The sequence below is a fragment of the Alloalcanivorax xenomutans genome, from assembly GCF_032810065.1.
Lineage (GTDB): Bacteria > Pseudomonadota > Gammaproteobacteria > Pseudomonadales > Alcanivoracaceae > Alloalcanivorax > Alloalcanivorax xenomutans.
The window spans coordinates 1,435,218-1,461,822 of the sequence record NZ_CP136538.1; the positions used below are offsets into that span (position 1 = coordinate 1,435,218).

A 26,605-nucleotide genomic window follows, 5' to 3' on the forward strand; every position below is an offset into this window, starting at 1 on the left:
TGACGCCATTTCCCTGGCGTTGTCCGGAGCCTGTTCATGATCTCAGGGGCAGCCGGTACCGTCGGTGATTTCGGCGACACTGCCATCGATGTTGGCGTCATCCGGCGCCAGCGTGCGGGCCCGGCAGACCGCTTCCCGGGCGGCTTCACGGTGACCCTGGTCGAGGCGGGCGTAGGCCAGATTATTCCAGGCCGGAGCAAGAGTGGGGGCGAGTGTCACGGTCTTTTCGAAGGCCTTGAGGGCATCCGCTTTCCGTCCCGCCTGCCACAGCGCGTTGGCGTAGGCGAAATGGAGTTTGCCGTCGTTGGGGAACCGGGATACCGCGGTTTGCCAATGGCGCAAGGCATCCTTTTTCTGCGGGGCAAGAGCGTGTAGAAGAGGGCCGGGGCGGGCGCTGGCGGGTAACTCTCCGGCGGGCAGCAGCACCATGCCCCAATAGTCGGCGCGCGCCCAGGTGCGAATGAAGCGATTCCAATGGCTGGTGGTGGTTTCGCGGGTGCCGCTGTGCAGAATCAACCGGTCGCCGCCGTCGCGGTAGCCGGTGACCACGGCGAAGTGCCACCGCGGCCAGCGCTTCAGCGCCAGGTTCTGCAGAATCAGCACCGGGTGGCCGGCTTGCAGCTCACTGAACAGCGCTTCCGGCCGGTTGACGGGATACGCCAGCAAACCGCGGGCGCGGCCGGCGGCCATCAATTCGATGCCCAGGCTGCCTTTGCGTTCCGGCAACCAAACCTCGTCCACCAGCGCCTCGGCGTCGCCGGGCAGGCTGTTCCATTGCAGCATCATGCCCAGAGCGGCGGGGCCGCACTGATATTTTTCCTGGGCAATGAAAGGGACGTCCAACTGCTGGTCGGCGGGCTGCCGGGCCGACTGCGGCGGGGGCAGTGTCTGGCACCCCGCCAGCAGCAAAACCAGCCCGACGATGATCTTGCGAAAGGTCACGTCAATGGATTGGTCAGATCGCCGGGAACACGTTGGTGGCGCCGAGCAGATCCAGCAGCACGAGAATCAGAATCACCGCCAGAATGACACCGAGAACGCCCTGGCCGGCGGGCAGGTCATCGGCCTGTTCGGCCAGTTGGGTCAGTTCCTGATCACTGAGCCGGTCCAGACGGTCCTTTACTTGTTCCGATTCGACACCATTGTCCGCCAGTACTTTGGCGGCGGCTTTATGCTCGAGTAGCGCAAGGACCTTCTGCTCCATGGCCGCCCGTTGTTCGCTGGCCACCAGGGTATCGGTACCGACCATGGCGGCGTGAGCCATGGGGACGAACAGGGCCTGGGTGATGAGCAGAACGGCGGCGGTAAAAACGCCAGTGAGACGCTTGTTCATGGGCTGTCGCTCCCTGTTTGAATGATGCATCGAGAGTAGCACGAGACACTATTCATGCAGCGTGATAGTGGCGGCGGCTTTGTGATTTTTTACAACGGTTTCACCAATCACGGTGGCATCGGCGCCGGCCCCGCGCAGGGCTGCCAGGGTGGCTTCGAGGCGCTCCCTGGTCACCGCCAACAGCAGGCCTCCACTGGTTTGCGGGTCGGTGGCGGCGACCAGTTCCGGCCGGCCGAGCAGGGCGGGGGCAATCTCGCAATGACCCAGCACCTGATCGTTGCTGTCCCGCAAGGTGCTGTGAATGCCTCGGCGTATGTGCGCCAGGGTACCGGGCAGTATGGGCAAGGTATTCAGATCAATGCGGGCACTCACCTGACTGTGTTGGCACAGTTCCAACAGATGTCCGAGCAGCCCGAAGCCGGTAATATCGGTGCAGGCGCTTGGCGGCAGGGTGGACAGCGCGGCACGGGCCGGGCCGTTGCTTTGCAACAGGGTTGCCAGGGTAGCGTCCAGATCCGGCCCCCGATGGACGTTGCGCATCCAGGCCGCCAGTTGAATGCCAATGCCAAGTGGTTTGGTAACAATCAGAACCTGCCCCGGCCGGGCACCCTCCTTGCTCCAGGCCGCTGCGGTCAGAGCGCCGTTGATGGTGAAGCCGGCGGCCATTTCCGGCCCTTCGATGGTGTGTCCTCCCACCAGCGTGCAGCTTGCCCGGTTCAGCTCTTCCACCGCTCCGGCCAGCAGGCGCCGCAGGTCCCGGCCTTGCAGACGCGGGTGGTGGCGGGGCAGGCACAGAGTAGCCAGCGCTGAATGGGGATCGGCGTTCATGGCGTAGATGTCACTGAGACTGTGCAGGGCGGCCACCCGGCCAAACAGGTAGGGCTCATCCATGAAGGCGGGGAAATAGTCCACGCTTTGCACCAGCCGGTGTTGCCCGGACCAGCGGATCACCGCCGCGTCATCGCCCTGGGCCACACCAGCTTCGATATCATCGCGGACCCTGGTCTGAAGATCAGCGAGAGCGTGATTCAGGGTGGCGGCGCCAACCTTGGCACCACAGCCGGCGCAGTGCATTGCGTCGCTGTCGGCGGGCGCGGCGGGCATTGGCGCAGGCAGATTCTCAAAGCGCTTCATGAAAGCGCGGTCGATGCAATCCTTCCAGCGCCAGATCCAGGGCCCCGCCAGCGCCGGCCAGGGCGGTCTGGAGGCCACCGCATCACCCGCCCCGGCGGACAGCAGTGACAGGAAGTGCCGTTGCGGGCGGTAGGGCCGTTTGCGTCCTCCCCGGGTGGCGGCGAGTAAATTATCGGCCAGCACCGGTGCCTGACGCACCGCGTAGACCCCCGCCTTGGGCAAAGGCGAAGGGAACGAAGCGCAGTCACCGGCGGCGTGAACGTGCGGGCTGCCCAGGCTGGTCAGGGTGCTGTCCACACGCAGGAAACCGCGTTCATCGCAGGGCAGGCCGCTGGCGGCGAGCCAGGCCGGCGCCCGGGCGCCGGTGCACCAGAACACCAGATCCACCGCCTGGGGCTGGCCGTTGTAATGGAGCTGCCCTTCGCTGACCCGTTGCACCGGCGCTTGTTCCACGATGCGGACGCCGGCGGTCAGCAGCCGCTTTCGTATCAGCGAGCGCGCCCGGTCCGGGTAGCCAGGCAGCAGCTCGCTGGCGCTGATCAATTGTATTTCGGTGGTGGCGCCAAGCCGCTGGGCCAGGGCGGCGGCCAGCTCGGTGCCGCCGGCTCCGGCGCCCACCACCGCGACCCGGCGAGCCGCGGTGGGGTCGGCCAATAGATGGCGCCAGCGCTGCTCGAAAGTCGCTACCGGTTTTACCGGCACCGCGTGGGCGCGGGCCCCGGGTACGCTATCCAGATCCGGGGTGGCGCCGACATCCAGACTGAGTGTGTCGTATTCCACCTGGTCACCGTTATCCAGTAGCAAGCGGCGCTGGACGGGATCCAGCTCAAGCACGCGTTGCGGCAGCCAGCGGGCATCGGCGGCCCGGCTCAGCCGGCTCAGATCAATGTGGGTTTCATGCCGTTGGTAATGGCCCGCCAGCATACCTGGCAGCATACCGGAGTAGGCGGTGAGGCTGTCGGGGGAAATCAGTGTGAGGCGCAGCCCCGGCACCGGCCGCATGCTCAGACGGCGCAGTACCAGCGCGTGGCTGTGCCCGCCTCCCACCAGCACCAGGTCGTGATGCGCGACCGCCGTCATCACCGTGAGCGGCCCTCCGGCCGTGCCTGCTCTTCGCGTTCCCATTCCTGCAGCGTGGCGATGACATGGTCGCGGTTGCCGCGAAAATACACCGGCCCCTGGCGATGGCGGAGCATATAGTCATACATCGGGTCGTAGTAGTCGCTTAGCAGGGCTCGGATCCAGTGGCGGTGCTCATCGCCGCCATCGCCCCGGCGCTGTTGTTCCAGTGCCCGGATCATGATTTCGCGCAGGGTCTGATGACGGGCGCCGCCGAGGCGCTTGCGAATGCGGTCCAGCGCGCCGAGCAAATGCTCGGCGAACAGGCCGTGGGCCTGCTCCTCGTCGTGGCCGTCGAGAAATTCCCGCAGCGGTGTGAGGACATAGTCTTCCAGGATCACGTCCACCCGGCTTTCCAGCGGCTCTTCGATGTCGATGCGCGGCATGCTTCGCAGCCGCTGGTTCAAGCACAGTGGCAACGCGCACCGGCCGATCAGGCGTCCTTCGTCCTCCACCAGCACCGGCGCCTGGTCGCCGAGTTTCAGCAAGCGGATGGCCAGGGCGTTTTCAAAGTCGATCTGCGCCGGCTGCCCGCCGGGCCGGCGGCCGAAGGCGGAGCCGCGATGGTGGGCGAGCCCCTCCAGATCCACCGCCCGGTGCAGTTGATGCAGGACGCGGGTCTTGCCGCAACCGGTGCGGCCGGTGAGCACCCATAGCGGCCCTTGGAGCACATGCTGTTCCAGGTGTTCCAACAGAAAACGCCGCAGGGCTTTATAGCCACCGGTTACCAAGGGCGCGTCGATACCGGCCTGACGCAGCCAGTTCTGGGTGGTGCGGCTGCGCAAGCCGCCACGAAAACAATAGAGATAGCCGTTGGGGTGCGCCCGCCACCAATCGTGCCAGGCGCGCAGACGGCGCTCCTTGACCTCGCCACGGACCAGCTCATTGCCGAGATCAATGGCCGCCTGTTGCCCTTGCTGCTTATAACGCAGGCCGATCAGATGACGTTCCTGGTCGTCGATCAGAGGAAGGTTGGTGGCATGGGGAAACGCGCCCCGGGCGAATTCCACCGGGGCGCGGACATCCAGGAGCGGCGTGTCGTTCAGGAACAGCGCTGCGTAGTCGTTGGTGTCGTCACGGGTCATGGGCGGCAGTGTACACCGCCCATTTTTAATTTAGCAGATAGGTTTGAACAGATAGGGATTTGGGCGGGCCGAGGTTGGGCAGGCAGGGCGCGCCGGTCATTCGCTGACCGGACGCACCTCGCCGCTCAAGTGGGGCTTGACGCCGTCGGCGGCCAGCAACTGGAAATCGAGTCCGTCATTCTGCCGGGTACGGGCAAACTTGACCTTGGCGGGGATGAACATGGGCAGCTTGAAGCGCACATCCACGGTGAAAGCCTGCTCCGGCAGTTCTGGCTGCAAAGCCGCCAGACAGCGTGCCTTGGACCACATGCCATGGGCGATCTGGCGCTTGAAGCCGAAGGCCTTGGCGGTCAGTGGATACAGGTGAATCGGATTGCGGTCGCCGGAGACGCTGGCGTAGCGCCGTCCGGTGTCGCCGGGGACCTCCCATTCCTCGACCAGATCCGGAGCAGGGGCAGTGGTTCGCGCCTCTCTTTGCGCATCCGGGGCCTTTTTCTCACCGTGGCCGCCGCCGCGATGGAAATTCACCGATTCACTCTGCCAGACTCGCTCACCGGCGGTGCTGACCACGGTGAAGATGGAGAACTCATAGCCTTTTTCCACCTGGGTCAGATTGCCGGTATAGCACTTGATATTGAGCTGTTCCCGTTCTCCGATCGGGCGGAACTGGGTGATGCGGTTGCGCACGTGAACCAGCCCCATGGCAGGGAACGGGAACCCGTCACCCAGGATCAGTGCCATGTGCAGCGGAAACGCGTGCATGTGCGGGTAGGTGATGGGCAGATGACCGTCGGCGCTGAAACCGCATACCTGGCGGTAGGCCGCCAAATGGCGAGATTTCTGAGCAACATCGTTGAGCCGCAGCCCCTCGTCGGGCAGTACCGGAGCGTTGCCCGGGCGCACCCGTGCACGCAGTACGGCTTTGGCGAAATTCACCGCCATGGGCGGCGCGTGACGCAGCTCCTTGAATCGAACCTCACTCATAAGGACACCCTTCTCCCACGAACATTTAGCGCAATGTCGTGGCAGTATAGGCAGAGCGCCGGAGAGGCTGATTGGCCGTATCGCCGACGGCTCAGGCAATCCTGTCGGGTTCGGAACGCCATTGGGCCACGCCGAAATAAATCAGACGGACTTGTTTCTCCGCCATGATCAGCATTTCGTTCTGGCCGGCTTCATCGTCCTCGCTCAATTCCAACATTTCCTGCGTCAGTGCCACCACGCTATTGACCACCAGTGTGGCCATCATCTGCAGATCCTGGGAACTGACATTGATAAGGAAAGGGAAGCGCGCCATGTCCATGGCCAGTTCGCTGACGAACAGCCGGATTTCCCGCCGGATTGCCTGCCGCATGGTGGCGGAGCCCCCGTACAGCTCCTTGGAGACAAAAAGAAAATAAGTGCGATTGTTGCGCACATAATTGAAGTAGGTCTCCATGGATCCGCGGATCATCTGCTCATTGGGCAGTTGATGTTGGCGGACCTCACGCATCATCTGCCGCAGAGTACGGAACGACTCATCCAGCAGGGTCAGGCCAAGCGCGCTCATGTCGGTGAAATGACGATAAAACGCGGTGGGTACAACACCGGCTTTCTTGGTCACTTCCCTGAGGCTGAGGGAAGAAAAGGGGGCCTTTTTCGCCACCAGATCCAAGGCCGCGTCCATCAGCGCCTGGCGAGTCCGTCCCTTTCTGGCTTTCCTTCCCCGGGGGGCGGTTTCTCTGGTCATGTGTCAGACAGTCTCCCGAATTGTTGTTTTAACCAACGAATCAAATCTAACCAATCAAGCAAGAAGCAGTGATGCGGCCTGGGTATTGTCGTTGCGCTTTGTCCCGGGCTCCGGCGGCAATGGTATTCAATTTCCGCCTCGGGATATAGCAAAGCGCTTGACAACTCCGTTCACAATTATTTTTGTGAACAGGTGTTGACTATAAAATCGGCTCCCTGTAAAAAGTGTACAACTGTTCACAAAATTGATAGGAAATGCCGTATGCAGACCATCATCGAGCCTCGTCGGGGCTGGTTTGGCCGCCTCGGCCAGGCCCTGACCAGCCCGTTTCAGCCGGAAGACTACCTGGCGCTGATCAACCCGGTGGCCTCGGCCCGGGAGATCCGCGCCCGCGTCACCGGTGTTCACCGGGAAACCGGCCGGGCGGTTTCCCTGACGTTGCGGCCGAACCGTCTGTGGCCCGGATTTCAGGCCGGCCAGCATGTAATGCTCGGCATCGACGTGAACGGTGCGCGGCAATGGCGCTGCTTTTCCCTGTCCAGCGCCCCGCAATCGGGGACCTTGACCGTCACCGTCAAGTGTCACCGGGCCGGCGGTGTGACCGAGCATCTGCTTGAGCGCGCCCGCCCGGGTGACGTGGTGACGCTCAGCGAGCCCGCCGGTGAGTTCCTGTTGCCGGCCCGAATTCCGGACCGGTTGCTGTTCCTGACCGCCGGTTCTGGCATTACACCCGTTCACAGTATAGCAAGATACCTGGAAAACACCTCCTTTGACGGTCAGGTGGAATGGCTGCATTTCGATCGCCGTTATGAGGATGTGATTTTGTTGGAGTCCTTGCGGGAACTGGGACGCCATTCCCAATTGAACGCCCGTGTGGTGTTGGGGCATCAGGCCCCGCTGCCCGGTGATGAACAGGGCCGCTTTGACGCCGCGTTGCTGGCCGCTCTGGTGCCGGACGCCGCCGACCGTCAGGTCTACGCCTGCGGGCCGGCCGGCTTCCTCGACGCGGTCAGTGAATGGCACCGCGCCGAAGGCCGTGCGCCGTTGTTGCATGAACGGTTCCAGCCGCTGACCAAGAATGCCGGCAACGGCGGCCAGATCCGCTTTTCCGGCAGTGATCTAACCACCGAGGCCGGTGGCGGTGAAAGCCTGCTGGAGGCCGCCGAGCGCAGCGGGCTGAATCCGGCCCATGGTTGCCGTATGGGCATTTGTCATACCTGCCGCTGCCCGGTACGCGGTTCAGTTCGCGACCTGCAGACCGGCGAGAGCCGGACGGTGGACAACCAACTGGTAAGACTTTGTATCCATGCCGCCGAAGGCGACGTGGAAGTGGCGTTGTAAGCGACACAAACACAAGGAGTTGAATAATGGGATACGCAATGCAACAAGAGCACGACCCAATCGTCTTTCAACGTGACGGTGTCAGCCTGACCCGTTCCCAGGTAGATGCTTTCGGCGAGGAAATCGAAGCTCTGCGCCAGCAGGTGATGGCGGACCGTGGCGAAGCCGACGCCCGCTATATCCGCCGTGTGGTGCGCTTCCAGAAAGGCTGTGAAGTAGCCGGCCGGGGACTGCTGTTCCTCGGCTTTCTGCCGCCGGCATGGTTGGCGGGAACCGGTCTGTTGGCGCTCTCCAAGATTCTGGAGAACATGGAGATTGGCCACAACGTGATGCATGGCCAGTGGGACTGGCTGGGCGATCCGAATCTGGATTCCGCTCACTACGACTGGGATAACACCTGCCCGGCCGAGCAATGGAAACATTCCCACAATTATATGCATCACACCTACACCAATGTGGTGGGCAAGGACCGTGACGTCGGCTATGGCATCATGCGTATGTCCGAGCACCAGAGCTGGAACCCGGCTTATCTGTTCCAGCCCATCTATAACTGGGTGCTGGCGCTGCTGTTCGAGTGGGGGGTGGCGTTCCACGATCTGGAAATCGAACGGGTGATCCGTGGCGACAAAAGCCGCGAACAATACCGTAAGGAGCGGAAACTGATCCTCAAGAAGGTACGCCGTCAGGTGCTCAAGGATTACGTGCTGTTCCCGTTGCTGGCGGGGCCGTTTTTCCTGTTCGTGCTGTCCGGTAACTTCACCGCCAACATCCTGCGCAATCTGTGGTCCTACCTGATTATTTTCTGCGGCCACTTCACCGAGCGCGCGGAGATGTTCACCGAGGAAGAGGTGGAAGACGAAAGCCGCGGGCAATGGTATCTGCGCCAGCTGTTAGGCTCGTCCAATCTGGAGGGCGGTCGGTTGTTTCATATACTCAGCGGCAACCTCAGCCATCAGATTGAGCATCATCTGTTCCCGGATATGCCGTCCAACCGGTACCAGCAGGTGGCTCCCAAGGTCCGCGAGATCGCCGAGCGGTACGGTTTGCACTACAACTCCGGCAGTTTGCGCCGTCAGTTCGGCTCGGTGATGCGGCGCATCCACCGTTTGGCGCTGCCTTCCCGCCGTGGAGCAGCGGCGGTGAGCTGATGCTGTTCCGGCCTCCCCGGGCATGTGCTACTCTCGCTCGTTGATACCAAAAAATTCGGGGAAGTCGCGAAAGGATGGCAGAGCTTACCGACTCCGGCGTGTTGTTGCGCATGGCCTACCGGGCCATGGTCAACGCAGGCATTGATGCAGACGCGGTTCTTGCTGAAGTAGGCGTGGACCGCGCCATTCTCCAGGTGCCTGACCTGCGTACGCCGCATGATGCCCAGGAATGGTTCTGGCAGGCCGCGGAAAAGGTCTCCAAGGACCCGCACATCGGTCTGCACCTGGGCCAACATATGCCGGTCTATAAAGGCCAGGTCCTGGAATACCTGTTTCTCTCCAGCCCCTCATTCGGGGAAGGCTTGCGGCGGGCGCTGAACTATCAGCGTTTGCTGTCCGATGCCGCCCGGGCGGAGCTGATGGAAGAGGAGGGAGACCGTGCCTTCCTGCGCCAGCCGTTCTGGGGCCGCCGCCTGGCCCATCTCAATGAATGCGTGATGGTGGGGGTGATCAAATTCTTCCGTTTCGTCACCGATGGCGCCTTCGAGCCGCTGGAAATTCACTTTGCCCATGAGCGCCACGCCGATCCGAGTGAGTACGAACGGGCCTTCGGTTGTCCGGTGAAGTTCGAGATGAACTCGGTTGGTGTGTACTTCGATGCGCGCCTGATGGCCCTTCCGTCGGCTCATCACGAGCCGGAATTACTGCGCCTGCACGAGCAGCTTGCCAGTGAACAGGTGGCGAGGCTGGAAAAGCAGGACCTGGTGGCTCAGGTGAATCGCCTCATCGCCGAGCTGCTGGAATCCGGACATGCCAATCTGGAAGAAGTGGCGGAACGTCTTGGCATCAAGGCGCGTCAACTGCGCACCCGCCTGGCGGATGCCGGCACCAACTTCAACCAGCTGGTGGCGGATTATCGCTGCAAACTGGCCAAGCGATTGCTGGCCGGTACCGACGAGTCCATCGACGAGATCGTCTATTTGACGGGATTCTCGGAGCCTTCCACTTTTTATCGGGCCTTCAAGCGCTGGGTGGGCATGACGCCCATTGAATACCGCAAGATGAAAGCCGAAGAGGACGCCGCCGCTCGCGGTTGACGCGGGCGGTGGCGTAAAGATCGTGAACAGACTCTAAGGCGCCGTCGCTCTGGAACCATCCCCGGAAACACCTCTCTAAGCCTGTCCTGACGGGAGCGCGGTTTTGCACTCCGGCATGAGTAGGATAGCGGTGTTTTATGGGGAAACTTTCCTTTAATCGTCGTTCCTGGCACGCCACAAAGGCGCGCTGGTGGCTCGGTGGCGCGCTGGTGATGGCGCTAATGGCTGGCGTGGCGTATTGGCAGCATTGGTATGAACCTCTGTTTTTCCATCTGAAGGAACGGATCGAGGGGCCGCGGCAGGGATTGCGGCTGGAAGGATATCGCGTAGTTATCGAAGGCAAGGCCGTTGCCGGTGTGAGTCGCAATCTCTCCGCGATCAGCTATGACCGTGAGCGGGACCGGTTGCTGGCGGTGACCAATGATCCACCGGTGATGCTGGAGTTGGATCGACAGGGTGAGGTGCTGGACCGCCATCAGTTGGAAGGGTTTGGTGATATCGAGGGGGTCGCTTCACTGGGTGACGGCCGCGTGGTGGTGGTGGATGAACGTCGCCAGCGTTTCAGCGTGTTTGCCATGCCGGAGCCCGGCGCGGCGGTGGACCAGCAGCGAATCCAGTCGTTGTCCCTCGGTATGGAAGAAGATGGCAACAAGGGGTTTGAAGGCATTTCCTATGATGCCGAAGGGGATCGGCTGTTCGTGGTGAAGGAAAGCCGCCCGCAGAAGCTCTACGCCATCGAGGGATTCGGCGCCAGTCTGGAGCAAGGCCTGTCCTTGCACATTCGTGATCTGACCAGCTGGATTGAAGGGCTGGTGTTCAACCGGGATCTCTCGGATGTGTTTTACCACGGCGCCACCGGTCACCTGCTGTTACTGAGCGACCGCTCCCATTCCCTGGTGGAACTGGACCGGGAGGGGCGCTACGTCAGTTTCCGGGCCTTTTTGCGTGCCAATGAGGATATGCAACGGGACGCGCCGCAACTGGAAGGGGTGACCATGGATGATCAGGGGGATCTTTACCTGGTCAGCGAGCCAAATCTTTTCTACCGGTTAAAGAAGACCGGCTCTTAACGCCGGTCCTGGTCCCGTTCCAACTGATCGGGGGTTTGTGGTTCTTCCCGGGCCTCGCCATCGATGACCACGCCGTTGCCCTGACTGCTGCCCTGATTAGGGCGGCCGCCACCGAACGGGCCTCCTCCGGGGCCGAACGGGCCGCCATTGAAGGACCCGCTCTGATAGAAAAACGCCGAGCCCTGCCGGCCACTGAAGGTTTGCAGGGTGCCCCGACGTACCAGAATGGCGGCGAGCCGGTGGCGGCTGAACGGCAGCAGCATGAGAAAACCGACAATGTCACTGACAAAACCGGGGGTGATCAGCAAAGCGCCGCCGATCAACAGTAGCAGACCTTCCACCAGCTCCTGGCCGGGCATCTCGCCGGATTGCATGCGCTGATTCAGGCGCGTCCAGGTTTGCAGACCCTGGCTGCGGAACAACCAGGAGCCAATGATGGCGGTGGCCAGCGTCAGAATGATGGTGACCGGCCAGCCGATCACGTCGGCCACCGCGGCCAGGACCAATACCTCCAGCAAGGCGAAGGCGAAAATCACGAAAAACAGGCGGCCAAACGTCATGGGGACCTCTTGGTGACGGCGTCGCAGCCGGGAGACGTGTCGCGGCACGGTTTAACCTTGCCTACGACGACCTGTCCCAAGAGATGGCGGTAAGGACGGGAAATTCAACCCCGCAAAGGCATAACGCGGCTCCGCTTCGAGGTAAACGGCAGGCTCAGGAATCATTCCGACCGCTGCCGAGGCGTTCTCTTGTCCAGCAACATTGACCGCTGGCACAGAAGGGGTCACGAAGCCGCTGTGGGAGCTTGCCTGCAAGCGAATATCCCAATACCAGATGCCGTATTCGCCAGCAGGCTGGCTCCCACAGATTGCGCTCCTACAGCGGCCTCCGAATGTATCTCTCCAAGGCAGGTAAAAAGAGGAGGGACCGGGGAAGCCCCCGGTCCGGTATTGGATCAGGCGCCGAGCATCATTTGCCCGCACACGCGGACCACATTGCCGGTCAGGCCCTGGGCGGCGGGGCTGGCGAAGAAGGCGATGGTTTCCGCCACATCCACCGGCTGGCCGCCCTGATTCATGGCGTTCATGCGCCGCCCGGCCTCGCGGATGGTGAACGGGATCGCCGCGGTCATCTGCGTTTCGATGAAACCCGGTGCCACCGCGTTGATGGTGATGCCCTGGTTCGCGTATTCCTCGCGATAAGCGTCCACCATGCCGATCACCGCGGCCTTGGAGCAGCCGTAGTTGGTCTGGCCGGTGTTGCCGGCGATGCCGGCGATGGAGCTGATCGAGACGATGCGGCCGCCTTCGCCCATGGCGCCGTCCGCCAGTAATTGTTCATTGATGCGCAACTGGCTGGCGATATTGATATTCAGCACCATGTCCCAGAGGTTTTCCGGCATATTGCCGAGCATCTTGTCGCGGGTGACCCCGGCGTTGTGCACCAGGATATCCAGCCCGCCGTGCTCCTTGGCGGTCCGGGCGATAATCCCCGGTGCTTCATCGCTGGTAATGTCCAGTTCCAGGGTATGGCCGCCGATTTCGCCGGCCACTTTGTTCAGGTCCTCCGCCATGGGCGGAATATCCAGCACGATCACCTCGGCGCCGTCGCGGGCCAGGACCCGGGCGATGGCGGCGCCGATGCCCCGGGAGCCGCCGGTGACCAGGGCTTTTTTACCGGCCAGCGGGCGTTGCCAGTCAAAGCCCTCGGCATCGAAGCCGGCCTGGCGGACGCGCACCACCTGACCGGAAACATAGGCGGATTTCGGCGACAGGAAGAACTGCAGCGGCGCGGCGAGCTGGCTCTCGGCGCCGGCTTCGGCGTAAATCAACTGAACCGTGGCGCCGCGTTTGATTTCCTTGCCGACCGAACGGGTAAAGCCTTCCAGGCCCCGTTGGGCGACCCGGGCGGCACCGCTCAGCGTTTCCGGGGTGCGGCCGATCACCAGCACCCGGGCGCATTTGTCCAGCTTCTTGATAACCGGGTGGAAAAAGGCCCACAGTGCTTTCAACTGATCCGGATTCTCGATGCCGGTGGCGTCGAACACCAGCCCTTTGAAGCGGGTATCGTCTTCACGGGTGGCGGTGTAATTGTCGGCGTTGACACCGGCGGCGGCCGCCTGCTTTTGCAGCTCGCTGGCGTTGCCGTTGTTGGCCAGTACCGCCAGTTGCGCGCCGGGAGCGGCTTTCAGGGTGGCCAGGATGGTATCCATGGCACTGCCGCCCTCGGCGGCACCCACCAGCACGCGGCCATCGATGAACGACGCCTGGCCTGGCTGCCAGCGCTCCAGGATCACCGGGATCGGCAGATTGATGGCGTTGAAAAGGGCCTTGCCCACGGAAGAGTTGGCAATCGTCTGATAGGTATCGTTCATGATCCTGTCCTTCGCCGTGCGATGTACGGAATGTCGACCCTCGGTGCGGAACACGCTTACGGGTCACTGTTGGCTGCGTATTGAATCACCCGTCCGTGACACGCGGATTGACCCGCCTGGGAAACGCCAGGGGCGCCGTAGCCAATGAGGCGCGTCAACGGAACGATAGACTGCGCTCATCTGTTAATCTTGGCGGAAACGCCATTGTGGAGGATTTGACTATGCTGGCAGGCGACGCGGTTCGCAAGGTGGCCGTGGTGGGGGGTAACCGGATTCCCTTTGCCCGTTCCAATACGGTGTATTTCGGCGCAAGCAACCAGGACATGCTCACCGCCGCCCTCAACGGCCTGGTCGATCGCTTCAAGCTGCAGGGCGAGCGGGTTGGCGAAGTGGCCGCCGGCGCGGTGATGAAGCACTCCCGGGATTTCAATCTGGTGCGCGAGTCCGTGCTGGGCTCCCGTCTGGCGCCGGAAACCCCGGCCTATGACCTGCAGCAGGCCTGTGGCACCGGCCTGGAAGCCGCCATTCTGGTGGCCAACAAAATTGCGCTGGGGCAAATCGACAGCGCCATCGCCGGTGGCGTGGACACCACCTCCGACGCACCGCTGGGTGTGAACGAGGACGCCCGCAAGGTGTTCATGAACATCAACAAGGCGAAGACCAATGGCGAGAAAATCAAAGCGGCGCTGAAACTGCTCAACCCGAAGATGATCGTGCCGGACATTCCCCGGAACGCCGAGCCGCGCACCGGCCTGTCCATGGGCGAGCATCAGGCGATCACCGCCGCCGAATGGGGCATCAGCCGCGAGGATCAGGATGAGCTGGCCTGGCGCTCCCACCAGAATCTGGCCAAATCCTATGAGGAAGGCTGGCAGGAAGACCTGATCACGCCGTTCAAGGGCCTGGAGCGCGACAATAACATGCGTGGCGATTCCACCCTGGAAAAACTGGCGACCTTGAAGCCGGTGTTCGGCGGGCCGGAAGGCACCATGACCGCCGCCAACTCCACGCCCTTGACCGACGGAGCGTCCGCGGTGCTGCTGGCTTCCGAACAGTGGGCCGAGGAGCGCGGTTTGCCGGTGCAGGCGTACATCACCCACTGCGAAGTGGCGGCTGTGGATTTTGTTGGCAAGAAAGAAGGGCTGTTGCTGGCGCCGGCTTACGCGGTACCGCGCATGCTGGCCCGCGCCGGTCTGACCCTGCAGGATTTCGATTTCTATGAAATCCACGAGGCTTTCGCCTCCCAGGTGCTGAGCACTCTGAAAGCGTGGGAAGACGAAACCTTCTGCAAGGAGCGGCTCGGGTTGGACAAGCCGCTGGGCAGCATCGACCGTAACAAACTCAACGTGAAGGGCTCTTCACTGGCCGCCGGCCACCCGTTCGCCGCCACCGGCGGGCGGATTCTGGCCAATGCCGCCAAGCTGCTGAACCAGAAAGGCTCCGGCCGTTGCCTGATCTCCATTTGCGCCGCCGGTGGGCAGGGCGTGGTGGCGATCGTCGAGAAGTAATAAGGAAAGACGTCGCGGTCCTCTCCATAAGGAGCCTCTCCATAACAGGAAAGGACCGCGACAGGCGCGTTACATCTTCCGCATCAACCCTTCCTGGGCCACCGAGGCCACCAGTTCCCCCCGCTGATTGAAAATCTGACCGCGATTGAAGCCGCGGCCATCGGTGGCGATGGGACTGTCGCTCTGATAGAACAGCCAGTCATTGATATTCACCGGGCGGTGGAACCACAGGGCGTGGTCCAGGCTCGCCATCTGATGGTCACGGGTGAGGAAGCTCAGGCCATGGGGCAGCATCGCCGTACCCATCAGGCTGTGATCACTGACGTAGGCGAGAATGCACTGGTGCAGCACCGGATCCTCCGGCAGAGTTTCCGGCGCGCGCATCCACACCTGGCGCAAGGGCGGTGCCGGTTCCGGGCGCAGTGGATGGCGTTTCACCACCGGCCGCATCTCCAGCGGCTTTCTTCTCAGCATGGCGTTGCGGAAGTTCTCCGAGATATCCTCATGCTCCAGATAGCGCCGATTCAGCTCCTGTTCGGTGAGCAGGCCGTCCGGGCCTTCGGGGACCGGTGCATCGCATTGGTGTGAAGGGCCTTCCGCCGGCAGGGTAAAGGAGGCGGACAGGTCGAAGATCGGCCGGCCGCGTTGTTCCGCGACCACCCGGCGGGTGGAGAAGGTCTGGCCGTCGCGCACCCGTTCCACCCGGTAGATAATCGCATCCCGTGCGTCTCCGGGGCGTAGAAAATAGCTCTGCAAGGAATGGGCGGTGCGGCCGGGTACGCTGTGGGAGGCCGCGCGCAGTGCCTGGCCGAGCACCTGGCCACCGAAGATGCGGGGGCCAACGATATTGCGGCCTTCGCCTTGGTAGAGATCGGGTTCCAGTTCGGTGAGGTCAAGCAGTTGCAGCAAATCGGAAAGATCGGTATGCATGGAATCGCTCTTGTTCTTTGACGGTCTGGACAGCGGCGGGGCTGCCGGAAAAGGCTCAAAGTGACCGGATGTGGCGGATTTTGCAAGAGGGTAAAGGGGGTTGACGGTCTTAACAATGGGTTAAGATTCCATTCAGGGAAGGTTAAGCGGTGACGAATAAAGTGACTTTCGTACCCCAACGGAAGTGACTCAAAGGAGATAACCCATGCAAGCCAAGAAAGCGATTCTGACCGCCCTGTTTCTCGGTACCGCCACCCTGACCGCCGGCGCCTACGCCGACGACGTGGGGCCCGATCAGGCGATGAAACTGGTTCAGGACGGCAAAGTGAAGCCCTTCGAGGAGTTGAATAAAGCGGCTCTGGACCAGCATCCCAACGCCAAAATCGAGGAAACCGAGCTGGAAAAAGAGTTTGGCGGCTATGTCTACAAAGTGGAGCTGCGTGATCAGGACAACGTACAGTGGGACGTTGAACTGAACGCCGCCAACGGTGAAGTGATTCGTAACGAACGGGACGACTGATGTCTTTACCCCTCCGCGGGGCGGCAACCGCCGCCCTGCTGGTCTTGAGCGGTTCGCTGCCGGCGCTGGACGTGGGGCACGATGAAGCCTTGCGCCTGCGGCAGGAGGGCCGCATCCGGCCGTTTGAACAGATTCTGACGGAAGCCCTGCGCCAGTACCCCGGCGGACAATTGCTGGAGGCGGAATTGGAGCGCGAGGACGGTCATCTGATTTATGAAATCGAGTTGCTGACTCCGGATGGTGTGGTACGCGAGCTGGAGCTCGACGCCCGTACCGGCAGCGTTCTCAAGGACGATGTGGACGACTGATGCGCCTGCTATTGGTGGAAGACAACGTGGCCCTGGCCGACCAGCTCAATCCGTTGTTGCGTGATCACGGTTACGCGGTGGACTGGCTGGCGGATGGCCGTGATGCCTTGGTGCGCGTGCATGACGACCCGTATGACCTGGTGATTCTGGATCTGGGGCTGCCCGGCATGGGGGGCCTGGACGTGTTGAAACAATGGCGCGAGGAAGGCGTCACGGTGCCGGTGTTGATCCTCACCGCCCGGGACAGCTGGGCGGAGCGGGTGGATGGTCTGCGTGCCGGCGCCGATGATTATCTGACCAAGCCGTTTCATCCCGAGGAGTTGCTGCTGCGAGTGCAGGCGGTGCTGCGCCGTAGCCATGGCAACGCCAACCAGGCCTGTCTGAACGTGGGCGGCGTGGAGCTGGACGAGGAGCGGCAAAGCGCCTGGCTGGAAGGCAAGGAAATAGCGCTGACCGGCGCCGAATTCCGGCTGCTGCGTTATTTCATGCTGAACGCCGGCAAACTGCTGTCGCGGATGCAATTGGCCGATCATCTCTATGATGGTGAGAGTGAACGGGACAGCAATGTGCTGGAGGTTCATATCAATCGCGTACGGCGCAAGCTGGGGGCGCCGGTGATCCAGACCCGGCGCGGGCAGGGCTACGTCTTCACGGGATTGCCCCGGTGACCTCCATTGCCGGCCGCCTTGGCGTCAGTTTGTTCGTCAGCCTGTTGCTGGCCGGCATTCTGGTGGGGCAGGGCGCGCTGTGGTGGCTGGACCAACGCCAACGGCAAGTGATGACCGCCAGTTTGCGCGATGAAGCGGTCAGTGTGCTGGCCGCGATTTCCCAAGGGCCGTCCGGGCTGCAACTGGAGCAGCCGATGCTGGATCCGGCCTATCGCCAGCCGTTTTCCGGCCGCTATTTCATGGTGTCTTTTGATGACCACATCTGGCGTTCGCGATCCCTTTGGGATCAGCGCATGGCGGACACCGAAAGCCGTGGTCTCGACAATGAACTGGTGCCGGGCCCGGATGGCCAGCAGTTGTTGCGGTATCGTGGTGACTATGAAATTTACGGCCATAAAGTGGCTATCGTAGTGGCCCAGGATTACACCCCGCAGTTGGAAAATTTCCGCAATACCCGCTCGGTGAGCCTGCTGGCATGGGTATTGATCCTGTCCGGCCTGGCGGCGGCGCAACTTTGGTTGATCCGCCGTGGCCTGCGGCCGCTCAACGAGGCTCGCCGCCAGATTGAGCAACTGCGTGACGGTGAACGCACCGAGCTGGATTGCGATGTACCCACGGAATTGCGGCCGCTGGTGCAGGAAGTGAACCGGTTACTGGGCCACACCGACCAGCAGTTGCGCCGTTCCCGCCACGCCATTGGCGATCTCGGACACGCTTTGAAAACGCCTTTGGCGGTGTTGCGTAACCGCTGCGACGAAGACCTGCGGCGTGAGCATCCGGATCTGTACCGTTTGCTGGATGAGCAATTGGCCCAGGTGGAGGACACCGTGCGCCGGGCATTGAACCGGGCCAGGGTGGCCGCCGGCGCCACCCCCGGAACCTTGTTTCACCCGGACCAGGACCTGGTGGCGCTACGGGACACCATGATCCAGGTTTACGGGGATGGCCGCCGCATCGAACTGATGGGCACCGAGCTGCCGCCGCAGCCGGTGGAGCGGGATGACATGCTGGAAGTGCTGGGTAATCTGATGGACAACGCCTGCAAGTGGGCTCGAGGCCGGGTATCGGTGCGTTTGTGGCGGGAGCCCGAGGCGTTGTGGCTGAGTGTCGAGGACGACGGCCCCGGCATCGAACCGGCGCGCCGCGATCAGGTGATCCGCAGAGGCGAGCGCCTCGATCAGCGCGTGGCCGGCCACGGCCTCGGGCTGGCCATCGTCAGTGACACCGCCGAGGCCTACGGCGGTGAATTGACGCTGGGACACAGCGAAGCGCTTGGTGGTCTGATGGCGCGGGTGTGCTGGCCGCTTACCCGCCGGTGACGTCTTCGCCGAGGCGCAGGCCGGCGATCATCAGATCCACCGCCTGATCGCTGACCGCCTCCATGTCATTCTGATCCAGGTAGATGCCGTCCAGCAGCAGCCGGCTCAGGCCGTGCAGGGTGGCCCAACTGGCTTGGGCCAGGCGCAGCGGGTCCATGCCCGGCGGCAGGCGGGAGGCCAGCGGCGGCCGGTACATCAGATCGATATAGCGGCGGAAACAGCCGTGGGCCACCCGGGTCAGCGATTCGGTGGGGCGCCCGGTTTTCCACAGAGTGCGGCCGAACATCAATTCATACTGTTCCGGATCCTGGCTGGCGAAGCGCAAATAAGCGTGGACGAAGCGGCGCAGCCCCCGGGCCGGTTCTGATTCCAGATCTTCCTCCTGCATCAGTGTTTCCAGCTTGCGGAAGCCTTGTTCCGCCAGGGCGCACAGCAGCGCGTTCTTATCCGCGAAATGATGATAGGGCGCGGTGCGTGAAACCCCGGCCCGCTCCGCCAGACGCCTGAGTGACAATCCTTCTATGCCTTGTTCGCGCAGCAGCACGGCGGCTTCGCGCAGCAGCGTGGCATGCAGGTCGCCGTGGTGGTAGCGGGCGGTTTGGCTCATCGAGACTCCCGGATATCTTGACAGTGTCAAGACAGTATCCTAACTTGACGGCGTCCAGATCAAGCCGCCGCCAATTTGGAGAGCACTGATGAGCGAATACTCGCGCCTGCTTTCGCCCCTGGACCTGGGGCACACACAGCTGAAAAACCGGGTCATCATGGGGTCCATGCACACCGGACTCGAGGACCGTTTCTGGCAGTTTCCAAAACTGGCGGCGTATTTCGCCGAGCGCGCCCGTGGCGGTGTCGGCCTGATCGTCACCGGCGGCTTCAATCCCAACCGGCGCGGCTGGTTCTATCCGCTGGCGGGCACCTTCAACAGCCGCCTGGATGTGCGTAATCATCGCCTGGTGACCGACGCGGTGCATCGCGAGGGCGGCAAGATCGTGCTGCAGATATTGCACGCCGGCCGCTACAGCTATCACCCGTTCTCCGGTTCCGCCTCGGCGATCAAAAGCCCGATCAACCCGTTCAAGCCCAAGGCCCTGTCCACCCGCGAAGTCCGCCGCACCGTGCAGGATTTCGCCCGCACCGCGGCGCTGGCCAAACAGGCCGGTTACGACGGTGTCGAGATCATGGGCTCGGAAGGCTATCTGATTAACCAGTTCACCGCGCCGCGCACCAACAAGCGCACCGACCAGTACGGTGGTTCGGCGGAAAATCGCCGCCGCTTCCCGGTGGAAATCGTGGCGGAGACCCGTCGCCGGTGCGGTGATGATTTCATCGTCATGTACCGGCTCTCCGCCATTGACCTGGTGCCGGACGGCTGTACCCGGGAAGAAGTGCTGGCATTGGCGCGGGAAGTGGAAGGCGCCGGCGCATCGTTGATCAATACCGGTATCGGTTGGCATGAAGCGCGGGTACCGACCATCGTGACATCGGTGCCCCGGGCCGCGTTCGCGGAGGTCACCAAACAGATCAAGGATCAGGTGTCGATCCCGGTGGTGGCCTCAAACCGTATCAATGACCCGGATGTGGCCGAGAATATTCTGGCCAACGGCTGGGCCGATGCGGTATCGATGGCGCGGCCGATGCTGGCGGATCCTGAGTTCGTGCGCAAGACCGAACAGGGACGGGTGGATGAGATCAACACCTGCATCGCCTGCAATCAGGCTTGCCTGGATCACACCTTTGAACTGAAGCGGGCGTCCTGTCTGGTCAACCCGCGCGCCTGCCACGAAACCGAACTGATCTATCTTAAAACCGCCAATCCGAAGCGGGTCGCGGTGGTGGGGGCCGGCCCGGCGGGGCTGGCTTGCGCCACGGTGGCGGCGGAACGGGGGCATCGGGTCACGCTGTTCGAACAAGCGGACGCCATTGGCGGCCAGTTCAATATGGCCAAGCGCATCCCGGGCAAGGAAGAGTTCTATCACACCCTGCGCTATTTCCAGCGGCGTCTGGAGGTGACCGGCGTGGAACTGCGTCTGGGCCAGCGGGTCACCACCGAGGAACTGCAACAGCAGGGTTTCGATGAGATCGTGGTGGCCACCGGCGTGGTGCCACGCACGCCGTCAATCCCGGGTGTCGATCACGCCAAGGTGGTGTCCTACGTGGACGTCCTGCAGGGCAAGGTTAAGGTAGGAGAGAAAGTCGCCATCATTGGTGCCGGCGGCATTGGCTTTGATGTGGCGGAATTCCTCGCCGAAGCCCCCCGTGAAGGCCATCAACCGTTGCCGGAATGGATGGCGGAGTGGGGCGTGGATTTCACTTCCGACGCGCGCGGTGGCCTGGTGGAAGCGGAACCTCCGAAACCACAACGGCGCCTGTACCTGTTGCAGCGCAAGGACAGCTCCGTGGGCAAGGGCCTGAACAAAACCTCGGGCTGGGTGCACCGGGCCACCTTGAAACAGCGCCAGGTGGAAATGTTGCCCGGCTGCGATTACCAGAAGGTGGATGATCAGGGGTTGCATCTGACGGTAAACGGCGAAGCCCGGCTACTGGATGTGGATCACGTGGTGCTTTGCGCCGGTCAGGAGCCGCTCAAGGAACTGTATCGGGAAGGTGAGGAGAATCTTCACCTGATCGGCGGCGCGCAACTGGCGGCAGAGCTGGATGCCAAGCGGGCCATTCGCCAGGGCGCCGAACTAGCCGCGTCGCTATAAAACGACAATCGCGGTCCTCTTCCTTGATAAAGAAAAGGACCGCGCGGTTTTATTTCAGTTCTTTCGAACTCAACCCCAGCACCCGCCGGGCAATCACCAGTTGCTGGATTTGCTGGGTACCTTCGAAGATGTCGAGAATCTTTGAATCACGGGCCCATTTTTCCAGCAGTTCGTCCTCGGTGTAGCCGAGGCTGCCCGCCAGTTCCACGCAGCGCAGAGTGATATAGTTTCCGACCCGGCCGGCCTTGGCTTTGCTGATCGAAGCTTCCAGAGTATTGGCTTTCTTGTTGTCCGCCATCCAGGCGGCCTTCACCGCCAGCCAATAAGCCGCTTCCCAGTCCGCTTCCATTTTGTAGATTTCAGCTTCCACGGCGGAGCAGTTGTCCACCGGTTTGCCGTAATCGTAGCTCATCTGTTTTTCGAGCAATTCCTTGATACGTTCCAATGAGGCCTTGGCGCAGCCGATGGCCATGGCGGCCACCAGCGGGCGGGTGTTGTCGAAGGTCTCCATCACTCCGGCGAAGCCCTTCTTGGTATCGATCTCCGGGCTGCCCAGCAGATTCTCCGCCGGTACCCGGCAATCCACGAAGTTGATGGCGGCGGTGTCGGAGGCGCGGATGCCCAGCTTTTTCTCCAGGCGGGCCAGTTCCATGCCCGGTGTGCCCCAATCCACCACGAATGACTTGATGGCGGCGCGGCCCAACTGTGGATCCAGGGTCGCCCAAACCACCACGCAGTCGGCGCGCTGGCCGGACGTGACGAAAATTTTCTCGCCGTTGAGAACGTAGTGATCGCCATCCTTTTTCGCGGTGGTGCGAATGGCGGCGGAATCGGAACCGCAGCCCGGTTCGGTGATCGCCATGGCGGCCCATTTGCCCTTGAAACGCTCCAGCTGTTCGTCATTGGCGACGGCGGCGATGGCGGCATTGCCCAGCCCCTGGCGAGGCATGGCCAGCAGAAAGCCCGTATCGCCATAGCACATTTCCATGGCGCCCAGACAAACGCCCATATTGGCGCCGTTCTTCACACTGCCACTGTCCTCCACCTTGCCGCTGCCGGTGGTGGCGGCCCCGGCGGAGTTGGCCGGATCGCCTTCGTTGAAGCCGTCCAGCACGGCGGCCAGCATGTCCAGCTCCTTGGGGTATTCGTGCTCGCCGCGGTCATACTTACGGGAAATCGGACGGAGGGTGCTGCGCGCCACTTGATAGGCGTTATTGATCAGCGGTTTGAATTTCTTTGGAATCTCGATATTCATGTGGGTTTCCCTCCTTACAGATGCAGGCCGCCAAAGGCGACGCCAACGGCACGCAGATCACGGTACCAGCGTTCCACCGGATACTCCTTGGTAAAGCCGTGGCCGCCGAGAAGCTGAACGCCATCGGTGCCGATCTTCATGGCTTTGTCCTTGACCAGAGTACGGGCCAGATGAGCCTCGCGGCGGAACGATTTGCCCTGCTCGGCGCGGCACGCCGCGCGGTAGGTAAGCATACGCATGGCATCCAGTTCGATGGCCATGTCGGCGATCATGAAGGCCACCGCCTGACGGTGGCTGATCGGCTCACCAAAAGCGGTACGCTCATTGCAGTAAGGGACCACGTAATCCAGTACCGCCTGGGCAGTGCCGATAGCCAGAGCGCACCAAGCCAGAGTGCCGAGGTCGACGAAGGCGCGATAGTCAAAATCCTCGTCGCCCAGGCGATTCTGTTCCGGGACCCTCACTTCATCGAGGCGCAGCGGCCGTTGTGCGCTGGCGCGAATTCCCATGGCGGGGTCTTCTCCCACGGTCAGCCCCTCGGTGCCACCTTCGACGATGAACACCGCCGGTCCTTCCTCGGTGGCCGCCGCCACCAGAAACAGCTCGGCTTCCGCGGCCAGCGGAACCAGGGACTTCTCACCGGTGATGACCCAGTCGTCGCCATCGCGGGTGGCGTGGGTGTTCAGCACCATGGGATCGAACAGCGGGCGCGGCTCCGTGACCGCGATGGTGGCCAGCGGCGCCTGTTCCTCGGCGAAGCTGCCCAGGTACTTGTCCTGTTGTGTGGCCGTACCCCAGCGGGTCAGCGCATTGGCGACGCCCATGGGCGCCAGAATCGCCACCGCCTGCCCCATGTCACCCCAGCCCAGATCCTCGGCCACCAGCATGCTGGTGACGGTGGTGCTCTCGTTGGCGGCGCCGCCGAGCGCTTCCGGGACGGCGAAGAAATTCAGCCCCAGCTCCCGCGCCTGGCCCATCACCTCCTCGGCGGTACCCTGGTCATGATCGGCCCGTTCCGCTTGTTCTCTCAGCACCTCGCCGGCGAAAGCCCGCACGCTGTCGCGGATCATCTGCTGCTCTTCGGTGATATTGAGATCGAACAGGTCCGTGGTGGTACCCGGCGCGTTGAGGCGCTCGGGCCGATCCACTTTACGGGCGGACTTGAAGGCGCGGGCGGAAGTGGTGAGCACCTGGAAACCGCCCTTGGTCAAGCGATAGGCCAGCCGCTCGGCGGTATGGCGCATACCCAGCCGGTCCAGCAACTCGGAGGACGCCAGACGGTTAAGGGCAGTGAGTGCGTAGCCAATAGCATCTTTGGCCATGAGAATCCCCGTGGTCGTTATCGAATGATCCGATTATGGGGCAGGTGGCCTCTCAGGGATTGACTGCCTCGACCAGAGGAGGCGGCAGCGCAGCCACGACAATGACCGAGCAGTCTTGACGCTGACGGATTAGGGGTTGCCGGGCAGGGGGATGGAGAAAAACGGCATCCCTCTCCATCGTGGACAGCGGAGCCGCTACAACGTCGCTGTGGGAGCTTGCCTGCAAGCGAATCCTGGGGCCCGAGAGCCTAGTCGCTTGCAGGCACGCTCCCACAGCGGCTTGGTAGCCCTTTCCGTGCCAGCGGTTGTCCACACAGACTCGAGCCCTCCATTCCCGTTATTCCGCCACAAAAAAAGCCCGGCGCGAAGGCCGGGCTTTTCCAAGAGTCGAGGACTCTCTGTTTGAAGCGGTTCCGATTAATCCTGGAACTGAGCTTCTTTCACGGTCGCTTTCATGATCGCTTCCACGCGACGGTTCTGAGCGCGGCCTTCGCGAGTGCTGTTGTCAGCAATCGGTTTGGCTTCGCCGTAACCTTCAGTGGAGATGCGGTTGCTGTCCACGTTGAAGTGGTTAACCAGCACGTCCTTCACGGCGTTGGCACGCTGCTGGGACAGTTTCTGGTTGTAGCCTTCCGGACCGGTGCTGTCGGTGTGACCTTCCAGAACCAGGTTCGCGGACGGGTACTCGCGCATGCGGGTAGCCAGGCCTTCCAGCTCGGGGTAGGAGGTTTGACGAACAACCGCCTTGTCGAACTCGAACTCCACGTACAGGGTTTCTTTAATGTCTTCGGTCAGGTAGAGCTGGCAGCCCACCTCGTCGACTTTCGCGCCGGCCGGGGTGTTCGGGCACTGGTCAGCGCTGTTCGGTACGCCGTCACCATCGTCGTCCAGCTCACAACCGCGGGCATCGACTACCGCGCCGGCCGGAGTGTTCGGGCATTGATCACGATCATCCGGAACACCGTCGCCGTCGCTGTCGGTGGCCACGTCGGTTACCGGAGCCGGCTTGGCAGCGCTGGAAGCGCCGATCAGCAGGTTCAGGCCGGCGTAGATCTGGCCATCCCAACGCTCGCTGCGGAAGCTGTAGGTCGGGCGTGCGCCTACGTCCAGCAGGAAGTTGCGAGCCAGCGCGGTTTGCACACCGAATTCAACACCACCAACGGTTTCCTTGAAATCGTCGTCGCTTTGGCTGTTGAACTCAGTACGGGTTTCACCGGCGTTCAAACCGACATAGGTTTCGAACGGGGAAGCGTCACCACGGAAGTGCTTGCGCAGGCTGACGAAGTTGTTGCGCAGGTCCACGCTGTTGTAGTTGTTGCGTTCCCACCATGCCTGGATGGACCAGTCACGGTTGAAGCGGTAACCGAGTTGCGCGCCCGGCAGGGTCACGGTATCGGTGCTGACACCGGGCACGTTGTCGTCAATATACCCGTCACCCTCGTAGTGATCGCCTATGTCCATCCAGCTTTGGCTGACGTGACCACCGAGATAGAAATACCGATCGGGGATATCCGCGGCCGTGGCAACACTCGCAACGGATACGGATGCCAGTGCGATGCTGGAGGCAAGAAAACGTTTAGCGTCCATAACTCCTTCCTTTTTATCGTGTAGGCAGAACAAACACTGGAACAGTTTGTCATGCATATTTTAGGAGTAAATGGGGCGGCGCTTATTAATAAGAAAATTTACAAACACATGTCATACAGCGACATGAAAAACGTCAGTTTGTTAATGATTGGTACCAGAAGGTTGCATTATGTGTAGGTAATTAGGGTTAGTTTTGGCCGGCGCGGTGACGGAGATCATTCCGGCTTTGATAGAGCGTGTAGTCGGCCTCATTCAGTAGAGCGTTCAGATTGGGGCCGGTGTTCTCCGTACTGGCCACCCCCAGACGAACTTCAAACTGGAGGCTGTCCTCGATCCCCGGCACCTGCATGCTGGTGACCAGCGCGCGCAGGCCTTCCGCCATGTGGAGGGCATCGTGCTGGCTGGTATGAGGCAGTACCAGAAGGAACTGGGCGCCGTCGATACGTCCGAACAGGTCGCTTTCGCGAATCTTGTCCCGGATGCGGTCGGCGAATACCCGCAGCAGGCGATCGGCGGCGCGGCGGCCATGACGGTCGGCCAGATCGGTGAAATCGGCGACATCCAAAAGTAAAACGGACACCACGTAATCGTGGCGCTGACTCAGGGACAGTTCGCGTTCCAACATGCCCAGCAAGTGCGGGCGATTGAACAAACCGGTGAGATGATCTTCGCGAACCTGCTGTTGCAGAACGCGATTTTCCCGTCGCAGGGAGGACAAGCGCAACAACAGCGGATAGCCCAGAGGGGGGAGCAACAGCAGGGGAATCAACAAGGCCAGGCAGATCGCGGACAGCCAGTCCCGTTCGCCGGTAAGCAAGACACCGATGCTGGTGATCAGGGAGGACAGCAGCAAACCGCAAAAGGTAATCAGAGCGGTCATGCGTAAGGCATAAAAGCGGTCCCCGGCCCTGACCGGTGTCGGCGAATCCGAATGAGCACTATGAGCCGACGCCATGGTTTTCCCCCCAAAAAATCGATTCTTTCCTGGAAGCTGAGAGTATCCGGTCAGGTGGGGACGGGTGCAAGTTCCCTGGAGGGAAGGACGCTTCG

The 26,605-nt window shown here is 62.1% G+C and carries 24 protein-coding genes; 10 read left to right on the forward strand and 14 right to left on the reverse strand.

The features are described from left to right. Positions 1-42: 42 nt before the first annotated feature. From RYH70_RS06775 to RYH70_RS06800, 6 genes are all read right to left on the reverse strand, one after another. Complete coding sequence (locus tag RYH70_RS06775; RefSeq protein WP_163126590.1) at positions 43-942, reverse strand: PA2778 family cysteine peptidase; 900 nt, start codon at positions 940-942, stop codon at positions 43-45. A gap of 13 nt (positions 943-955) precedes the next feature. Continuing rightward, positions 956-1,333 (reverse strand): PA2779 family protein, encoded by a 378-nt coding sequence (locus RYH70_RS06780; RefSeq protein WP_080530661.1) that lies wholly within the window; start codon positions 1,331-1,333, stop codon positions 956-958. 48 nt (positions 1,334-1,381) lie between these two features. Next, the gene (gene selD / locus RYH70_RS06785) at positions 1,382-3,547 is read right to left on the reverse strand and encodes a selenide, water dikinase SelD (RefSeq protein ID WP_317009968.1); all 2,166 of its coding nucleotides are present in this window, start codon (positions 3,545-3,547) and stop codon (positions 1,382-1,384) included. Further along, entirely contained in the window at positions 3,547-4,671 is a 1,125-nt protein-coding gene (gene mnmH / locus RYH70_RS06790) for a tRNA 2-selenouridine(34) synthase MnmH (protein ID WP_026949005.1), read from the reverse strand. Before mnmH ends, selD begins: the two co-directional genes overlap by 1 nt. Before the next feature lie 96 nt (positions 4,672-4,767). Next, positions 4,768-5,655 (reverse strand): MaoC family dehydratase, encoded by an 888-nt coding sequence (locus RYH70_RS06795; protein WP_284455289.1) that lies wholly within the window; start codon positions 5,653-5,655, stop codon positions 4,768-4,770. 91 nt (positions 5,656-5,746) lie between these two features. Next, positions 5,747-6,400, reverse strand: coding sequence for a TetR family transcriptional regulator (locus RYH70_RS06800; protein ID WP_026949003.1), 654 nt, complete (start codon positions 6,398-6,400; stop codon positions 5,747-5,749). A 261-nt stretch (positions 6,401-6,661) separates the two neighbouring features. On the opposite strand from RYH70_RS06800, the gene RYH70_RS06805 reads away from it, so the two are divergent. The 4 genes from RYH70_RS06805 to RYH70_RS06820 all read left to right on the forward strand — a co-directional run bounded on the left by RYH70_RS06805 (position 6,662) and on the right by RYH70_RS06820 (position 11,056). After that, positions 6,662-7,741, forward strand: a complete 1,080-nt coding sequence (locus RYH70_RS06805; protein WP_022995534.1) for a ferredoxin reductase — start codon at positions 6,662-6,664, stop codon at positions 7,739-7,741. Positions 7,742-7,767: 26 nt separating this feature from the next. Continuing rightward, a complete protein-coding gene (locus RYH70_RS06810) occupies positions 7,768-8,889 on the forward strand; it encodes a fatty acid desaturase family protein (RefSeq protein WP_031228394.1) in 1,122 nt (373 codons plus the stop codon). Between the two features lie 74 nt (positions 8,890-8,963). Next, positions 8,964-9,986 carry an AraC family transcriptional regulator gene (locus RYH70_RS06815; protein WP_022995536.1) on the forward strand — a complete coding sequence of 341 codons (1,023 nt, stop codon included), beginning with the start codon at positions 8,964-8,966 and terminating at the stop codon, positions 9,984-9,986. A gap of 137 nt (positions 9,987-10,123) precedes the next feature. Further along, positions 10,124-11,056, forward strand: a complete 933-nt coding sequence (locus tag RYH70_RS06820; protein ID WP_022995537.1) for an SdiA-regulated domain-containing protein — start codon at positions 10,124-10,126, stop codon at positions 11,054-11,056. Here the strand turns inward: RYH70_RS06820 and RYH70_RS06825 are convergent. Continuing rightward, positions 11,053-11,616, reverse strand: coding sequence for an FxsA family protein (locus RYH70_RS06825; protein WP_022995538.1), 564 nt, complete (start codon positions 11,614-11,616; stop codon positions 11,053-11,055). The genes RYH70_RS06820 and RYH70_RS06825 overlap by 4 nt on opposite strands. A 395-nt stretch (positions 11,617-12,011) precedes the next feature. Beyond that, positions 12,012-13,430: a 3-oxoacyl-ACP reductase gene (locus RYH70_RS06830; RefSeq protein WP_022995539.1), complete on the reverse strand. Its 1,419-nt coding sequence runs from the start codon at positions 13,428-13,430 to the stop codon at positions 12,012-12,014. Between the two features lie 221 nt (positions 13,431-13,651). Between RYH70_RS06830 and RYH70_RS06835 the strand changes: the two genes are divergently transcribed. Beyond that, positions 13,652-14,938: an acetyl-CoA C-acetyltransferase gene (locus RYH70_RS06835; RefSeq protein ID WP_026948998.1), complete on the forward strand. Its 1,287-nt coding sequence runs from the start codon at positions 13,652-13,654 to the stop codon at positions 14,936-14,938. A 69-nt stretch (positions 14,939-15,007) separates the two neighbouring features. On the opposite strand, the gene RYH70_RS06840 is transcribed toward RYH70_RS06835, so the two are convergent. Next, entirely contained in the window at positions 15,008-15,868 is an 861-nt protein-coding gene (locus RYH70_RS06840; RefSeq protein ID WP_055100180.1) for an acyl-CoA thioesterase, read from the reverse strand. Between the two features lie 205 nt (positions 15,869-16,073). Between RYH70_RS06840 and RYH70_RS06845 the strand changes: the two genes are divergently transcribed. Genes RYH70_RS06845 through RYH70_RS06860 form a run of 4 tightly spaced genes read left to right on the forward strand, consistent with a single transcriptional unit; the run spans position 16,074 to position 18,683 of the window. After that, on the forward strand, positions 16,074-16,388 hold the full coding sequence (locus RYH70_RS06845) for a PepSY domain-containing protein (RefSeq protein ID WP_026948997.1): 315 nt from the start codon (positions 16,074-16,076) through the stop codon (positions 16,386-16,388). Further along, positions 16,388-16,696 (forward strand): PepSY domain-containing protein, encoded by a 309-nt coding sequence (locus RYH70_RS06850; protein ID WP_022995543.1) that lies wholly within the window; start codon positions 16,388-16,390, stop codon positions 16,694-16,696. The genes RYH70_RS06845 and RYH70_RS06850 overlap by 1 nt, the downstream gene beginning before the upstream one ends. Then, the gene (locus RYH70_RS06855) at positions 16,696-17,364 is read left to right on the forward strand and encodes a response regulator transcription factor (RefSeq protein ID WP_022995544.1); all 669 of its coding nucleotides are present in this window, start codon (positions 16,696-16,698) and stop codon (positions 17,362-17,364) included. Before RYH70_RS06850 ends, RYH70_RS06855 begins: the two co-directional genes overlap by 1 nt. Continuing rightward, positions 17,361-18,683: a sensor histidine kinase gene (locus tag RYH70_RS06860; RefSeq protein WP_022995545.1), complete on the forward strand. Its 1,323-nt coding sequence runs from the start codon at positions 17,361-17,363 to the stop codon at positions 18,681-18,683. Before RYH70_RS06855 ends, RYH70_RS06860 begins: the two co-directional genes overlap by 4 nt. On the opposite strand, the gene RYH70_RS06865 is transcribed toward RYH70_RS06860, so the two are convergent. Next, the gene (locus RYH70_RS06865; protein ID WP_022995546.1) at positions 18,670-19,290 is read right to left on the reverse strand and encodes a TetR/AcrR family transcriptional regulator; all 621 of its coding nucleotides are present in this window, start codon (positions 19,288-19,290) and stop codon (positions 18,670-18,672) included. The two genes, RYH70_RS06860 and RYH70_RS06865, sit on opposite strands and share 14 nt — an antisense overlap. Positions 19,291-19,378: 88 nt before the next feature. Between RYH70_RS06865 and RYH70_RS06870 the strand changes: the two genes are divergently transcribed. After that, positions 19,379-21,391: an NADPH-dependent 2,4-dienoyl-CoA reductase gene (locus tag RYH70_RS06870; RefSeq protein WP_022995547.1), complete on the forward strand. Its 2,013-nt coding sequence runs from the start codon at positions 19,379-19,381 to the stop codon at positions 21,389-21,391. Positions 21,392-21,440: 49 nt separating this feature from the next. Here RYH70_RS06870 and RYH70_RS06875 read toward each other — a convergent pair whose 3' ends face one another. The 4 genes from RYH70_RS06875 to RYH70_RS06890 form a co-directional block, all read right to left on the reverse strand. After that, on the reverse strand, positions 21,441-22,646 hold the full coding sequence (locus RYH70_RS06875) for an acyl-CoA dehydrogenase family protein (RefSeq protein ID WP_022995548.1): 1,206 nt from the start codon (positions 22,644-22,646) through the stop codon (positions 21,441-21,443). A 14-nt stretch (positions 22,647-22,660) separates the two neighbouring features. Continuing rightward, positions 22,661-23,968, reverse strand: coding sequence for an acyl-CoA dehydrogenase family protein (locus tag RYH70_RS06880; RefSeq protein WP_022995549.1), 1,308 nt, complete (start codon positions 23,966-23,968; stop codon positions 22,661-22,663). 417 nt (positions 23,969-24,385) lie between these two features. Continuing rightward, entirely contained in the window at positions 24,386-25,555 is a 1,170-nt protein-coding gene (locus tag RYH70_RS06885; protein ID WP_022995550.1) for an OmpA family protein, read from the reverse strand. 187 nt (positions 25,556-25,742) lie between these two features. Then, complete coding sequence (locus tag RYH70_RS06890) at positions 25,743-26,510, reverse strand: GGDEF domain-containing protein (protein WP_026948992.1); 768 nt, start codon at positions 26,508-26,510, stop codon at positions 25,743-25,745. Between the last annotated feature and the right edge of the window lie 95 nt (positions 26,511-26,605).